Annotated in this window: 11 protein-coding genes and 1 pseudogene; 7 read left to right on the top strand and 5 right to left on the bottom strand. The window is 64.6% G+C overall.

Going from position 1 to position 14,372, the window contains the following annotated elements; all coding sequences use genetic code 11:
- Positions 1-70: 70 nt before the first annotated feature.
- The 6 genes from AA0Z93_RS07290 (at position 71) to AA0Z93_RS07265 (ending at position 8,046) form a co-directional block, all read left to right on the top strand.
- Positions 71-1,054: a phosphate ABC transporter substrate-binding protein PstS gene (locus AA0Z93_RS07290; protein ID WP_413045742.1), complete on the top strand. Its 984-nt coding sequence runs from the start codon at positions 71-73 to the stop codon at positions 1,052-1,054.
- A gap of 136 nt (positions 1,055-1,190) precedes the next feature.
- The gene (locus tag AA0Z93_RS07285) at positions 1,191-3,479 is read left to right on the top strand and encodes an ABC transporter permease subunit (RefSeq protein ID WP_413045743.1); all 2,289 of its coding nucleotides are present in this window, start codon (positions 1,191-1,193) and stop codon (positions 3,477-3,479) included.
- A 17-nt stretch (positions 3,480-3,496) separates the two neighbouring features.
- On the top strand, positions 3,497-5,167 hold the full coding sequence (pstA, locus tag AA0Z93_RS07280; protein ID WP_413045744.1) for a phosphate ABC transporter permease PstA: 1,671 nt from the start codon (positions 3,497-3,499) through the stop codon (positions 5,165-5,167).
- Positions 5,168-5,271: 104 nt separating this feature from the next.
- The gene (gene pstB, locus AA0Z93_RS07275) at positions 5,272-6,105 is read left to right on the top strand and encodes a phosphate ABC transporter ATP-binding protein PstB (protein ID WP_296266950.1); all 834 of its coding nucleotides are present in this window, start codon (positions 5,272-5,274) and stop codon (positions 6,103-6,105) included.
- Between the two features lie 116 nt (positions 6,106-6,221).
- A complete protein-coding gene (phoU, locus tag AA0Z93_RS07270; RefSeq protein WP_413045745.1) occupies positions 6,222-6,992 on the top strand; it encodes a phosphate signaling complex protein PhoU in 771 nt (256 codons plus the stop codon).
- Between the two features lie 160 nt (positions 6,993-7,152).
- The gene (locus tag AA0Z93_RS07265) at positions 7,153-8,046 is read left to right on the top strand and encodes a response regulator (protein ID WP_413045746.1); all 894 of its coding nucleotides are present in this window, start codon (positions 7,153-7,155) and stop codon (positions 8,044-8,046) included.
- Positions 8,047-8,296: 250 nt separating this feature from the next.
- Here AA0Z93_RS07265 and AA0Z93_RS07260 read toward each other — a convergent pair whose 3' ends face one another.
- From AA0Z93_RS07260 to AA0Z93_RS07240, 5 genes are all read right to left on the bottom strand, one after another.
- Positions 8,297-9,637 (bottom strand): hemolysin family protein, encoded by a 1,341-nt coding sequence (locus AA0Z93_RS07260; RefSeq protein WP_413045747.1) that lies wholly within the window; start codon positions 9,635-9,637, stop codon positions 8,297-8,299.
- A 278-nt stretch (positions 9,638-9,915) separates the two neighbouring features.
- Positions 9,916-11,217: a phosphate regulon sensor histidine kinase PhoR gene (gene phoR / locus AA0Z93_RS07255; protein ID WP_413045748.1), complete on the bottom strand. Its 1,302-nt coding sequence runs from the start codon at positions 11,215-11,217 to the stop codon at positions 9,916-9,918.
- Between the two features lie 42 nt (positions 11,218-11,259).
- Positions 11,260-11,949, bottom strand: coding sequence for a phosphate regulon transcriptional regulator PhoB (gene phoB / locus AA0Z93_RS07250; protein WP_413045749.1), 690 nt, complete (start codon positions 11,947-11,949; stop codon positions 11,260-11,262).
- 99 nt (positions 11,950-12,048) lie between these two features.
- Positions 12,049-12,939 (bottom strand): 4-hydroxybenzoate octaprenyltransferase, encoded by an 891-nt coding sequence (gene ubiA, locus AA0Z93_RS07245; protein WP_413045750.1) that lies wholly within the window; start codon positions 12,937-12,939, stop codon positions 12,049-12,051.
- On the bottom strand, positions 12,939-13,490 hold the full coding sequence (locus AA0Z93_RS07240; RefSeq protein ID WP_413045751.1) for a chorismate--pyruvate lyase family protein: 552 nt from the start codon (positions 13,488-13,490) through the stop codon (positions 12,939-12,941). Before AA0Z93_RS07240 ends, ubiA begins: the two co-directional genes overlap by 1 nt.
- A gap of 319 nt (positions 13,491-13,809) precedes the next feature.
- On the opposite strand from AA0Z93_RS07240, the pseudogene AA0Z93_RS07235 reads away from it, so the two are divergent.
- A pseudogene (locus tag AA0Z93_RS07235) lies at positions 13,810-14,076 on the top strand (HU family DNA-binding protein); the annotation flags it as partial.
- Between the last annotated feature and the right edge of the window lie 296 nt (positions 14,077-14,372).

Below are 14,372 nucleotides of genomic sequence, written 5' to 3'. Positions count from 1 at the left end.
GGTCACACGGCCCTCCGATACTGGCCCCCGTTCTGACCTGAACCCCTCGATATTCTGCTAGGAGCAAGGCATGAAACTGAAGCGTTTGATGGCGGCCCTGACATTCGCCGCCGCTGGCGTTGCCACCGCCAATGCGGTCGCCGCTGTCGATCCCTCGATCCCGACCTACACCAAGACCACTGGCGTGTCGGGCAACCTCTCCAGCGTTGGTTCCGACACCCTGGCGAACCTGATGACCTTGTGGGCCGAGGCCTACAAAAAGGAATACCCGAACGTCAACATCCAGATCCAGGCTGCCGGTTCCTCGACCGCGCCGCCGGCGCTGACCGAAGGCACCGCCAACCTTGGCCCGATGAGCCGCAAGATGAAGGACGTCGAGCTGCAGGCCTTCGAGCAGAAGTACGGCTACAAGCCCACCGCCATCCCAGTGGCCGTCGACGCCCTGGCCGTGTTCGTGCACAAGGACAACCCGATCAAGGGCCTGACCATGGCCCAGGTCGACGCCATCTTCTCCTCCACCCGCCTGTGCGGCGCCAAGGCCGACGTCAAGACCTGGGGCGACGTGGGCGTGACCGGCGACCTAGCTGGCAAGCCGCTGCAGCTGTTCGGCCGTAACTCGGTGTCGGGCACCTACGGCTACTTCAAGGAAGAAGCCCTGTGCAAAGGCGACTTCAAGCCTAACGTCAACGAGCAGCCAGGTTCGGCCTCGGTGGTGCAGTCGATCAGCAGCTCGCTCAACTCCATCGGCTACTCGGGCATCGGCTACAAGACCGCCAGCGTGAAAACCGTGCCGCTGGCCAAGAAAGACGGCGGCGAGTTCATCGAAGACAACGAAGAGAACGCCCTGAACGGCAAGTACCCGCTGTCGCGCTTCCTCTACGTCTACGTCAACAAGGCGCCGAACAAGCCGCTGGCCCCGCTGGACGCCGAGTTCATCAAGCTGGTGCTGTCGCAGGCCGGTCAGCAGGTGGTGGTCAAGGACGGTTACATCCCGCTGCCGGCCAAGGTCGTCGAGAAGACCCTGAACGATCTGGGCCTGGCCCACGCCAAGTAATCGAGCACCCCGGAAGGGCCGCCTGGCGGGCCCTTCCACCTCTTCTTCAGTCCGCAGCCAGCACCCCTGAGCCGCGGGCTTTTTTGCGTCACTGCACTGTCATGTTTCTGTCATACGGGACCGCTAGGGTGTGCGCATGAATGATCTGGCCAACTCCACCATGACCCAAAATTCCCCTCCCGCGCGGATTGATTTCAATACGCCGGAAATGCAACGCAAACGCCGTGTGCGGGCCTTCAAGGACCGCCTGACCCGCTGGTACGTCCTGGTCGGCGGGCTGGCCGTACTGGCCGCCATCACGCTGATCTTCTTCTACCTGGCCTACGTGGTGCTGCCGTTGTTCCAAGGCGCCGAGCTGACCCGCAAGGACGCCCTCACACCGACCTGGCTGCAGCAGGACGCCGGCAAGCCGCTGATGATCGCCCTCGAAGAGCAGAACCTGGTGGGCATGCGCGTTTCCGACAAGGGCCAGGTGCTGTTCTTCGACACGAAAAGCGGTGCCGAGCTCAAGCGCGTCGACCTGCCGATTCCGGCCGGTGTGCAGGTCACCTCCATCGGCAGCGACCAGCCCGGTAGCCCGTTGGTCGCTCTGGGCCTGTCCAACGGCCAGGCGCTGCTGTTCCACCACAGCTACAAGATCACCTACCCGGACGGCAAGAAGTCCATCGCCCCCGGCGTCGATTTCCCCTACGGCGAGCAGCCGTTCGTGCTCGACGAGCAGGGCCGAGCGCTGGAGCACGTCAGCGTCAACCTCAACGGTGAGAACCTGCTGCTGGCAGGTTCGGTCGGCGCCAGCCTGCAAGTGGTGCAGATCACCCGCGAAGAAAACATGATGACCGGCGAGGTCACCAGCGAGCAGAACCGCATCGCCTTGCCGCAGATGTCCGAGCCGGTCAAAGCCCTCTACGTCGATCCGCGCCAGCAATGGCTCTACGTGGTCAACGGCCGTGCCACGGCCGACGTGTTCAGCCTGCGTGACAAGAGCCTCAACGGCCGCTACAAGCTGCTCGAAGACGGCCAGGCCGAAATCACCGCCAGCGGCCAGCTGGTCGGCGGCATCTCGCTGATCTTCGGCGACTCCAAAGGCGGCCTCAGCCAATGGTTCATGGCCCGCGACCCCGACGGCGAACAGCGCCTGAAGCTGATCCGCAGCTTCCAGCTGGGCAAGGCGCCAGTGGTGCAGATCGACGCCGAAGAGCGCCGCAAGGGCTTCGTCGCCCTCGACAGCGAAGGCCAGTTGGGCGTGTTCCACAGCACCGCGCACCGCACCCTGCTGGTCGAGCCGGTCGCCGAGGGCGCGGGCGTGCTGGCGCTGTCGCCACGGGCCAACCGCATCGTCATTGAGGAAGGCGGCAAGCTGCTGCCGCTGAGCCTGCGCAACCCGCACCCGGAAGTGTCGTTCAGCGCGCTGTGGGGCAAGGTCTGGTACGAGAACTACGACGCGCCCCAGTACGTCTGGCAGTCCACGGCTTCGAACACCGACTTCGAACCCAAGCTGAGCCTGTCGCCACTGACCTTCGGCACCCTCAAGGCGGCCTTCTACGCCATGATCCTGGCCGCGCCCCTGGCGATCGCCGCCGCCATCTACACCGCTTACTTCATGGCCCCCGGCATGCGCCGCAAGGTCAAGCCGGTGATCGAGCTGATGGAAGCGATGCCGACGGTGATCCTCGGCTTCTTCGCCGGCCTGTTCCTGGCGCCGTACCTGGAAGGGCACCTGCCGGGTGTGTTCAGCCTGTTCATGATCCTGCCCCTGGGCATTCTGCTCACAGGCTTCGCCTGGAGCCGTCTGCCCGAGTCGATCCGCCTGCGCGTGCCCGACGGTTGGGAAGCGGCGATCCTGATCCCGGTGATCGTCGCCATCGGCTGGTTCGCCCTGGGCGTCAGCCCCTTCCTGGAAAACTGGCTGTTCGGCGGCGACATGCGCCACTGGATCAGCAACGATCTGGGCATCACCTACGACCAGCGCAACGCCCTGGTGGTGGGCATCGCCATGGGCTTCGCTGTGATCCCGAACATCTACTCCATTGCCGAAGACGCCGTGTTCAGCGTGCCGCGCAGCCTCACCCTGGGCTCGTTGGCGCTGGGCGCCACGCCGTGGCAGACCCTCACCCGCGTGGTCATCCTGACCGCCAGCCCCGGCATCTTCTCGGCGCTGATGATCGGCATGGGCCGTGCGGTGGGCGAAACCATGATCGTGCTGATGGCCACCGGCAACACTCCGGTGATGGAGATGAACCTGTTCGAAGGCATGCGCACCCTGGCCGCCAACGTGGCGGTGGAGATGCCGGAGTCCGAAGTCGGCGGCAGCCATTACCGCGTGCTGTTCCTCGCCGCCTTGGTGCTGCTGCTCTTCACCTTCGTCATGAACACCTTGGCCGAGCTGATTCGCCAGCGTCTGCGCAAGAAATACTCGTCGCTTTGATAGGAAGGTAGAGATCCGTGAAACAGGATTCCCTCAAAGGCTGGTTCAAGAGCGGCGCCCCCGGCGTCTGGATCAGCGGTGGCGCCGTAGCCATCGCGGTGATCATGACCATCGGTCTGCTGTCGGTCATCGCCGTGCGCGGCCTGGCGCACTTCTGGCCGGCCGACCTGATCCAGGCCACCTACAAGGTGCCGGGCCAGGCTGATCACGTGCTGGTCGGCGAAGTGGTGCAGAAGGAAGAGGTGCCGCGCGCCCGTCTCAAGGGTGCCGGCCTGCCGGTGCCCGACGAAGGCCCGGAGTTCATGACCCGCGAACTGATCAAGATCGGTAACCGCGACCTCAATGGCAACGACTTCAGCTGGGTGGTCGGCGAATGGCTGGTCGACCAGCAAAAGCCCGCCGGCCTGATGGCCTTGGAGCGCCGCGAGTGGGGCAACTTCTACGGCTACCTGGTCAGCGTCAAGGAAGGCGACCGCGTGGTGGCCCAAGGCGCTCAGGCCTGGAACGAGCTGCAGGCGCGACTCAAGCGCGCCAGCCAGCTCAACGACGAGTTGCAGAGTCTCGAAAAGAAAGACATCGGTGCCATCAACCACGGCCTCGAACGCCTGCGCTTGCAAGGCCGCAAGCTCGAACTCGACGGCAAGCTGGACGCCGCCGCCCAGGCGGACCTGGAGTCCGAGCGCGCCGAGCTGAACAACCGCTACAAGGCCATCGAGGAGCGTCTAGGCAGCCTGCACCAGGCCTTCGCCCGCGACAGCCTGGTGGCCCGCGACGGCAACGGCCGCGAGGTGGAGATCAACCTGAGCAAGGTGGTCCACGCCATCCAGCCCAATGCCATGTCCATCCCCACCAAGCTGGCGACCTATTTCAGCAAGGTATGGGAATTCCTCAGCGACGACCCGCGCGAAGCCAACACCGAAGGCGGCATCTTCCCGGCCATCTTCGGCACGGTGATGATGACCCTGATCATGGCGGTGATCGTCACCCCGTTCGGCGTGCTGGCGGCGGTGTACCTGCGTGAATACGCCAAGCAGGGCCCGGTGACGCGGCTGATCCGCATCGCCGTGAACAACCTGGCCGGCGTGCCGGCCATCGTCTACGGCGTCTTCGGTCTGGGTTTCTTCGTCTACGTGCTGGGCGGCTCGATCGACCGACTGTTCTTCCCCGAATCCCTGCCGGCGCCGACCCTGGGCACGCCCGGGCTGCTGTGGGCCTCGCTGACCCTGGCGCTGCTGGCCGTGCCGGTGGTGATCGTGGCCACCGAGGAAGGCCTGGCGCGCATCCCGCGCACGGTGCGCGAAGGTTCCCTGGCCCTGGGTGCGACCAAGGCCGAGACGCTGTGGAAGATCGTCATTCCGATGGCCAGCCCTGCCATGATGACCGGCATGATCCTCGCCGTGGCGCGCGCCGCCGGCGAAGTGGCGCCGCTGATGCTGGTGGGTGTGGTCAAGCTGGCGCCGTCGCTGCCGCTCGACGGCAACTACCCGTACCTGCACCTGGACCAGAAGATCATGCACCTGGGCTTCCACATCTACGACGTCGGCTTCCAGAGCCCCAACGTCGAAGCGGCGCGGCCGCTGGTGTACGCCACGGCGCTGTTGCTGGTGCTGGTGATCGCCACCCTCAACCTCTCGGCGGTATGGATTCGCAACCACCTGCGCGAGAAGTACAAGGCCCTCGACAGCTGAGTCGCAGCCAATATCTATTTGCCACAAGCGGCAAGCCGATTGCCGCTTGTGCCCCAACTTGCAGCGTGCAGCTCACCGCTTGCAGCTAAAGACGGAGTTAGACCATGCAGCACGAATCCCACAACCACGGCATCGACATGTCTGCCTTGGGTCGCGACAAGCAGGGCCTGCGCCTGGCCGAAGAGACCGTGGCCATCGAAGTGCCGGGCCTGTCGTTGTTCTATGGCGACAAGCAGGCGTTGTTCGACGTGAAGATGAACATTCCCAAGCAGCGCGTGACTGCCTTCATCGGCCCATCCGGCTGCGGCAAGTCGACCCTGCTGCGCACCTTCAACCGCATGAACGACCTGGTCGACGGCTGCCGCGTGCAGGGTGAGGTCAACCTCTACGGCAACAACATCTACCGCAAGGGCGAGGAGGTGGCCGAGCTGCGCCGCCGCGTCGGCATGGTGTTCCAGAAGCCCAACCCGTTCCCCAAGACCATCTACGAGAACGTGGTATACGGCCTGCGCATCCAGGGCATCAACAAGAAGCGCGTACTCGACGAAGCCGTGGAGTGGGCGCTCAAGGGCGCGGCGCTGTGGGACGAGGTCAAGGACCGTCTGCATGACTCGGCGCTGGGCTTGTCCGGCGGCCAGCAGCAGCGTCTGGTGATCGCCCGCACCATCGCCGTGGAACCTGAGGTGCTGCTGCTCGACGAACCTTGCTCGGCCCTGGATCCGATCTCGACCCTCAAGGTCGAAGAGCTGATCTACGAGCTCAAGTCCAAGTACACCATCGTTATCGTCACCCACAACATGCAGCAGGCCGCGCGGGTGTCGGACTACACGGCCTTCATGTACATGGGCAAGCTGGTGGAATTCGGCGATACCGATACGCTGTTCACCAACCCGTCGAAGAAGCAGACCGAAGATTACATCACCGGCCGCTATGGCTAGTGGCCGCTGCACGTCGCTGGGCTGTCGGCATGGCGGTGGGCACTTTTCTCAGGTACGACACGGACATATTTGAAGCTTGAAGCTTGCTGCTCGAAGCTTCATCGCGGAGCGATAGCATGATCAACAAAGAAAGCCTCACCCACCACATCTCCCAGCAATTCAACGCCGAACTCGAAGAGGTGCGCAGCCACCTGCTGGCCATGGGTGGGCTGGTGGAGAAACAGGTCAACGATGCCGTCACCGCGCTGATCGAAGCCGATTCGGGCTTGGCGCAACAGGTGCGCGACGTCGATGTGCAGATCAACCAGATGGAGCGCAACATCGACGAGGAGTGCGTGCGCATCCTCGCCCGGCGCCAGCCGGCGGCCTCCGACCTGCGCCTGATCATCAGCATCTCCAAGTCGGTGATCGACCTGGAGCGCATCGGCGACGAGTCCACCAAGATCGCCCGCCGCGCCATCCAGTTGTGCGAGGAGGGCGAGTCGCCCCGCGGCTACGTCGAGGTCCGGCACATCGGCGACCAGGTGCGCAACATGGTGCGCGACGCGCTGGATGCCTTCGCCCGCTTCGACGCCGATCTGGCGCTGTCGGTGGCGCAATACGACAAGACCATCGACCGCGAGTACAAGACTGCGCTGCGCGAGCTGGTGACCTACATGATGGAAGACCCGCGTTCGATCTCGCGGGTGTTGAGCGTGATCTGGGCGCTGCGCTCGCTCGAACGTATCGGCGACCATGCGCGCAACATCTCCGAACTGGTGATCTACCTGGTGCGCGGCACCGACGTGCGGCACATGGGCCTCAAACGCATGACCGCCGAAGTGCAGGGCGAGGCGGCCGACGATGCGCTGCTGGCTAATGTTCCGCCGTCGCCTGACGATAAATAGTATTGCGCGTGTGTCACGACGCCCGGCCCATGCCGGGCGTCGTCGTTTCCGGCCCGGCATCGACGCTTGGGCAAGCGCTGGACGCGCGGCCCGTTCGAACGCGATTTTGGCAAAATGCCACTATTGAGCGGTATGCTAGCGGGGTAGATGAGGAGTCTCGATGAGTAAAGTCAAAGTGCTGGTGGTGGACGACGCTTCGTTCATCCGCGATCTGGTCAGAAAGGCGCTGCGCAGCGCCTTTCCCGGCATCGCCGTGGAAGACGCCGTCAACGGCCGCAAGGCCATGACCCTGCTGGCCAAGGAACCGTTCGACCTGGTCCTGTGCGACTGGGAAATGCCCGAAATGAGCGGCCTGGAGCTGCTCGCCTGGTGCCGTCAGCAGCCGACCCTGAAGGGTATGCCGTTCATCATGGTCACCAGCCGTGGCGACAAGGAAAACGTCATCCAGGCCATCCAGGCCGGTGTGTCGGACTTCGTCGGCAAGCCGTTCACCAACGAGCAGTTGCTGACCAAGGTGAAGAAGGCCCTGAGCAAGACCGGCAAGCTCGAACTGCTGCTCAGTGGCGTGCCGGCGCGGGCCAGTTCCGCGTTCGCCAACGATTCGCTGAGCGCATTGACCGGCGGGCGTCCGGAAACGGTCAAGGCCGCCGCCGTTGCTTCGCCGCAGGCGTCGGTGGCGCCCGTGCGTGCGCCCAGCGCGCCGACGCCAGCCCCGACGGGCCGTGGCCAGGGGCAGTTGCGTTTGGCCAGTGGCGCGCAGGGCTGCGTGATCAAGGCACTGAGCCTCAAGGAAGCCTTGCTGGTGGTACGCCGCGGCGAAACCTTACCGCAGGTGCTGGAAAGCGCCGTGCTCGACCTGGAGCAGGGCGAGAGCGCCGAGGTGGCGCGTTTGAACGGCTACTTGCATGCTATCGCCGCGCTCGAAGCCCGTCCTGACAGCGACTGGCTGCAACTGACGTTCAAGTTCGTCGACCAGGATGCGCAGAAGCTCGATTACATCTCCCGCCTGATCGCTCGCGGTACCGCACAGAAACACTTCACGCCGGGCGCTTGACCGGTAGGGCGGTGGGTGAGGGTGACACACTTCGAGCGCACCTGAGCCGGTGGCGCTGCAACGGCGTTCTCGTCGGCAGCATGCATTGCCGCCGCGGGGCGGCGTTGCCGCCCATCGCGGCTAAAGCCGCTCCTACAGGTCAGAGTGCTCCCTTGAAATACGCGTTTCCTGTTGGAGCGGCCGGTTCGCTGCTCCGATCAGCCGCGATGGGCGGCGCAGCCGACCCATGGCCATCTGGGGTTACTGCAGATCAATCGAGCTTGAGCACCTTGGCCAGCACGATCTTCGGTCCTTTCATCTTCTTGATGATGATGCGCAGGCCTTCGACCTCCAGCAGCTCTTCTTCTTCAGGCACGCGTTTGAGGGTCTCGTAGACCAGACCGGCCAGGGTTTCGGCCTCGATGTGGTCGAGGTCGACGCCCAATAGCCGCTCGACCTTGAACAACGGTGTGTCGCCACGCACCAGCAACTTGCCGGGCTGATAGGCGAGGATGCCGCGCTCGGTCTTGCGGTGTTCGTCCTGGATGTCGCCGACCAGCACTTCCAGCACGTCTTCCATGGTCAGGTAGCCGATCACCTTGCCGTCGGCTTCCTCCACCAGCACGAAGTGCGCGCCGCCCTTGCGGAACTGCTCCAGCAGCTCCGACAGCGGCATGTGCCGCGACACGCGCTCGAGCGGGCGGGTGAGGTCTTCCAGGTCGAGGGTCTCCGGCACATGATCGGCTTCGGCCATGTCCAGCAGCAGGTCCTTGATGTGCAGCAGGCCCGTGTATTCGCCGCGTTCGGTGTCGTATACCGGGTAGCGGCTGAACTTGTGGCGGCGGAACATCGCCAGGATTTCCTTGAGCGGCGCCCGCGAGTCGAGGCTGATCATGTCCTCGCGCGAGTTGGCCCAGTCGACCACTTCCAATTCGCCCATTTCCACGGCCGAGGCCAGCACGCGCATGCCCTGGTCGCTCGGATCGTGGCCGCGGCTCGAATGCAGGATCAGCTTGAGCTCTTCGCGGCTGTAGTGGTGCTCATGGTGCGGGCCGGGCTCGCCCTGGCCGGCGATGCGCAGGATGGCGTTGGCGCTGGCGTTGAGCAGGTAGATGGCCGGGTACATGGCCCAGTAGAACAGGTACAGCGGCACCGCCGTCCACAGCGACAGCAGCTCGGGTTTGCGGATCGCCCAGGACTTGGGCGCCAGTTCGCCGACCACGATGTGCAGGTAGGAAATGACGAAGAAGGCGACGAAGAACGAGATGCCCTTGATCAATTCCGGGCTATCGACACCGAAATAGGCCAACAGCGGCTCGAGCAGGTGGGCGAACGCCGGTTCGCCGACCCAGCCGAGGCCCAGGGACGCCAGGGTGATGCCCAACTGACAGGCCGACAGGTAAGCGTCGAGCTGGCTGTGCACCTTACGCAGGATGCCGCCGCGCCAGCCGTGCAGTTCGGCGATCGACTCGACGCGGGTGGCACGCAACTTGACCATGGCGAACTCGGCGGCGACGAAGAAGCCGTTGAGCAAGACCAGGAACAGTGCGAACAGAATCATGCCGAAATCGGCAAACAACGAGGAAAGGCTAAACGCAGGGGAAGGGTCCATGATGGATTTTTTACGGGGTCCGTCGGTAGTGGGAAGAGACAAAAAGTGCCAGCACGGGCTGGCACAAGAGATCCAATGTAGCGGTTGAGACTGTAAAAGCAAAGCATGGTGCCCACACAGGCATATACGAGCGGGCAGACGGCGCTCCGGTTCACCTGTGAGGGGTAGTGCAGGGGTTTGCTTACCGTGGGTCGAGTTTTTTCAGGTAGGTCAGGTATAGACCTTTGGCCCGGCTTTGCCGGCCATCGCGGCTAAACCGGAGCGCCGGCCGGACGCTCCTACAGGGTTGCGATCTGGCTGGAAGGGAAGTGGCAGGTGAAGGTACTGCCATGGCCGACCACGCTGCTGATCTCCAGCCGCCCCCGGTGGCGCAGCAGGACGTGCTTGACGATCGCCAGGCCCAGGCCCGTGCCGCCGGTGTTGGAAGCGCGGCTCGAGTCGACGCGGTAGAAGCGTTCGGTCAGGCGCGGCAGGTGCTTGGCTTCGATGCCGGGGCCCGAGTCCTGTACCGTCAGGTGCGTGCCCTGGGCGTCGGCCCACCAGCGGATGCGGATGCTGCCGCCCTCCTGGGTGTACTTGACGGCGTTGAACACCAGGTTGGAGAAGGCGCTGCGCAGCTCCGACTCGCTGCCCTTGAGGCGTACACCCGGTTCGGCATCGAGGCTGATCCGTTGGCCGCGCGGGCCGGACAGCGCCTGGGCGTCGGCCTGGACGGTCTTGAGCAGCGCATCGACCGCCACGGGCTGGTTGTCGGAGGGGTAGTCGGTGGCTTCGAGCTTGGCCAGCAGCAGCAAGTCGTTGAGCAGCGTCTGCATGCGCGCGCCCTGCTGGCTCATCTGCTGTAGCGCGCGGGCCCAGCGCGGGTTCACCTCGTCGACGTTGTCGAGCAGGGTTTCCAGGTAGCCGGCGATCACGGTCAGCGGGGTGCGCAGTTCGTGGGACACGTTGGCGACGAAGTCCTTGCGCATCTGTTCGAGCTGGTGGATGCGGGTCACGTCGCGCACCAGCATCAGGTGTTCGTTGTTGCCGTAGCGGGTGATGTTCAGTTGCACGCGCAGGCGGTCGTTGATGGGCGACGGGATCTCCAGAGGCTCGGCATAGTTTTCGCCTTCGAAATATTCCTTGAAGCGCGGGTGGCGCACCAGGTTGGTCACCGGCTGGCCGCCGTCCTGCGGTGTCTTGAGGCCGAGCAGGGTTTCCGCGGCGCGGTTCCACCATTCCAGGTTGCCGTCGCTGTCGAGCATGATCACTGCGTCGCGCAGCGCTGCGGTGGACTCCTGGACGCGGTCGATCACCGCTTGCAGGCGGCCGCGCACGCGTTGGTCGCGGCGTTGCAGGTGGTAGATGCTGTCGAACACCTCGCCCCACAGGCCGTAGCCGTCCGGCGGCGCTTCGTCGGGCTGGTGGTTGCGCAGCCAGGCGTGCAGGCGCAGCAGCTGCTTGAGGGTCCAGCCCAGGTACAGCGCCAGCCCGACCGCCAGGCTCCAGCCATATTCGCCACTGATCAACCCGCCGAGCAGGCACAGGCTGATCAGCACGAGCAGATGGCGAATCAGGGTCGCATGCCAGTTCTGGTTCAATGGACGGTCCTTGCACGGTAGGCGGGCGGCACGCGCCGCAGGTCAGCTCTTGGTCGAGAAGCGGTAGCCCGTGCCGCGCACGGTCTGCACCAGGTTTTCGTAGACTTCGCCCAGCGCCTTGCGCAGTCGGCGGATGTGCACATCGACCGTACGCTCTTCGACGTACACATTGCCGCCCCACACCTGGTCGAGCAACTGGCCGCGGGTGTAGGCCCGCTCCTGATGGGTCATGAAGAACTGCAGCAGGCGGTATTCGGTGGGGCCCATGTCGGCGGGCTTGCCATCGATGGTCACACGGTGGCTGATCGGATCGAGCAGCAGGCCGCCGATCTCGATGGGTGACTCGCTGTCGGCAGGCCCGGTGCGGCGCAGCACGGCCTTGAGCCGGGCGACCAGCTCGCGGGGTGAGAAAGGCTTGGTGATGTAGTCGTCGGCGCCCACTTCCAGGCCCTGGATCTTGTTGTCCTCTTCGCCTTTGGCCGTGAGCATGATGATCGGAATGGCGCCGGTCAGGTCGTCGCGCTTCAGGCGCCGGGCCAGCTCGATGCCGGAGGTGCCGGGCAGCATCCAGTCGAGCAGGATCAGGTCGGGCTTGCGGTCGACGATGATGGCATGGGCCTGCTGCGAGTTTTCGGCCTCGAGGCATTCATAGCCGGCCATTTCCAACGCCACGGCGATCATTTCACGAATGGGCGCTTCGTCGTCGACGATCAGAATGCTTCTGCCTGCCATGCTCGAGACCTCTCCTGGGGTGACTGTGTCGTGCAGCGCATTAGATAACGGAATTATTGCAGCTGTGTGACAAACGCCCTGGGTCCAGGCCCTTGGCCATCAGCGCAGTGCGTAATCCAGCACCACGCCGACGAACACCAGCAACCCGGCCCAATGGTTGTGCAGGAAGGCCTTGAAGCAGGCGTCGCGCTCCAGGCTGCGGGTCGACCAGAACTCCCAGGTGAAGCATGCCGCCGCGCCCAGCAGGCCCAGGTGGAACCAGCCGCCTAGCTCGAAGCGGTTGCCCGCCAGCAGCAGGCAGCCCAGCGACAGCAACTGCAAACTGAGGATGATCGTCCGGTCGGCTTCGCCGAACAGGATCGCCGTGGACTTCACGCCGATCTTCAGGTCGTCGTCGCGGTCGACCATGGCGTAATAGGTGTCGTAGCCGACCGTCCACAACAGGTTGGCGATGTACAGCAGCCAGGCGGCAGCGGGCAGTTCGCCGTTGGCGGCGGTGAAGGCCATGGGGATGCCCCAGGCGTAGGCCGCGCCCAACACCACCTGCGGGTAATAGGTGTAGCGCTTCATGAACGGGTAGCAGGCGGCCAGGGCCAGGGCGCCGAACGACAGCCACACCGTGGTGGCGTTGGTGCACAGCACCAGCGCGAAGCTCAACCCGACCAAAGTGGCGAACAGGGCCAGGGCTTCGCGCGAGCGGATGCGCCCGGCGGCCAGCGGCCGGTCGGCAGTGCGCTTGACGTGGCCATCGACCTTGCGATCGGCGAAATCGTTGATGCAGCAGCCGGCGGCGCGCATCAGCACCACGCCGAGGCCGAATATCAGCACGTTGGCCAGGCTCGGCGCGCCGTCGCCGGCGATCCACACCGCCGACAGCGTGGGCCAGAGCAGCAGGTAGATGCCGATCGGGCGGTCCATGCGGCTCAGTTGGATGAAGTCCCACGCGCGGGGGTGCAGGCGATTGAGCGACTTGAGCAGCTGCAGGTACATCAGCGGGCTTCCTTGGCGGCGGCCTGCCACAGGGCAGGCATGAAGATCTCGGCGACCAGCAGGCTCAGGCCGTCGCGCTCGAAACGCGAACGGCGCGCCCACAGCCCTTCGTGGCGGGCCTCGGCGGGCAGCCAGGCGCTTGGGTAGCGGCACACCTGCAAAGGGTGGCGGATGAAGGCGTCGTCGCTGAACAGCAACTCGCCCAGCGAGCGCGAACCCAGGGTTTCCAGGTCGAATCCGCCACGCTCCAGGGCCGCGCGCGCCGCCACGCTGCGGGCGAAGACCCAGGGCTGGCCGTGGCCGCGCAGGTATACCTCGCGCACCCAACCCTCGGCGCCGGGCGCAAGGCCCAGGGCCTGGCACTCATCGGCGCGCAATGGCTGCCAGCCTTCGTTCAGCGGCGTGACGGAGAAATGCTGGGCCGACAATGCGGTGAGCCGACGGGTCAGCGACCCTTGGTCGAACAACCAGTCGAGGAGTGCCGGCGCGGTAGCGGGCGGCAGTTGGGTCAGCCACGCGGCAGTGGCTGCTTGCGGGGTGGTGTGAGGCACGTCGGTACGCTGATAACAGGCTGGAAAGGCGCCGAGCTTAGCATGGTTGCGAAATTTTCCAGCCCATGGCCGGGACGCGCTACGGCCCGTGCCATGCCCTCTGCAGCACCATAACTTCGCGTATTGGCGCTAAAGCTGTCGGGTATGGCAGCTATGGCATTACCTTCGGGCGACAATGCCGTTTTCGGAACTGGCGTGGGTGGGGGTAGCGTGCCATCCTCACTGCCGACTACCGCAGGTTAGAGCCTACGGTGCCTTGGCGCTGCCTTCCCGGGCAGCACGGCATAACAAAAAAAATCCCGTCAATGAGGCTTCATTTATGCGTAAACCCGAACTCGCCGTTGTGATCGCTGAAAAAACCGATTTGACCAAAGACAAGGCCAATCGGGTACTCAACGCGATTCTCGAGTCGATCACTGGCGCGCTGGACAAGGACTCCGTCACCTTGGTCGGTTTCGGCACCTTCGAAAAGCGCCACCGTGGCGCGCGCACTGGCAAGAACCCGCAAACTGGGGAGCCGGTGAAGATCAAGGCGACCAACACCGTCGCTTTCAAGCCCGGCAAGAACCTGCGCGAACTGATCAATGTGCCCAGCGACGCGCCTGCCAAGGCTGCCGGCAAGGCAGACGCCAAGGCCAGCGGCAAAACCGCCGCCCCGGCTGCCGGCAAGGCCAAGCCCGCATCCGCTAGCAAGGCCAGCAACCGGGCTAGCAAGTAAATCGGGCGTTACCACACAAGCAGGAAGGGCGCCTACGGGCGCAATGCTAGCCCGTTGGGTCGGAACGGTGTTGCTTAGGGCTGCTCTGCAGCCCATCGCGGCTAATCGGAGCGCCGAACCGGCCGCTCCTACCGATACAGACCGTGCGTTTCCTGTTGGAGCGG

It is taken from the genome of Pseudomonas phoenicis, from assembly GCF_047302395.1.
GTDB lineage: Bacteria > Pseudomonadota > Gammaproteobacteria > Pseudomonadales > Pseudomonadaceae > Aquipseudomonas.
Note: the sequence above shows the minus strand (reverse complement) of the source record. Positions and strands in the feature narration are given on the sequence as shown.

Bases quoted from the DNA above. Each gene is read 5' to 3' on its own strand.
- AA0Z93_RS07290 (WP_413045742.1), top strand. From the start codon at position 71: ATGAAACTGAAGCGTTTGATGGCGGCCCTGACATTCGCCGCCGCTGGC.
- AA0Z93_RS07285 (WP_413045743.1), top strand. From the start codon at position 1,191: ATGAATGATCTGGCCAACTCCACCATGACCCAAAATTCCCCTCCCGCG.
- pstB (WP_296266950.1), top strand. From the start codon at position 5,272: ATGCAGCACGAATCCCACAACCACGGCATCGACATGTCTGCCTTGGGT.
- phoU (WP_413045745.1), top strand. From the start codon at position 6,222: ATGATCAACAAAGAAAGCCTCACCCACCACATCTCCCAGCAATTCAAC.
- AA0Z93_RS07265 (WP_413045746.1), top strand. From the start codon at position 7,153: ATGAGTAAAGTCAAAGTGCTGGTGGTGGACGACGCTTCGTTCATCCGC.
- AA0Z93_RS07260 (WP_413045747.1), bottom strand. From the start codon at position 9,637: ATGGACCCTTCCCCTGCGTTTAGCCTTTCCTCGTTGTTTGCCGATTTC.
- phoB (WP_413045749.1), bottom strand. From the start codon at position 11,949: ATGGCAGGCAGAAGCATTCTGATCGTCGACGACGAAGCGCCCATTCGT.
- ubiA (WP_413045750.1), bottom strand. From the start codon at position 12,939: ATGTACCTGCAGCTGCTCAAGTCGCTCAATCGCCTGCACCCCCGCGCG.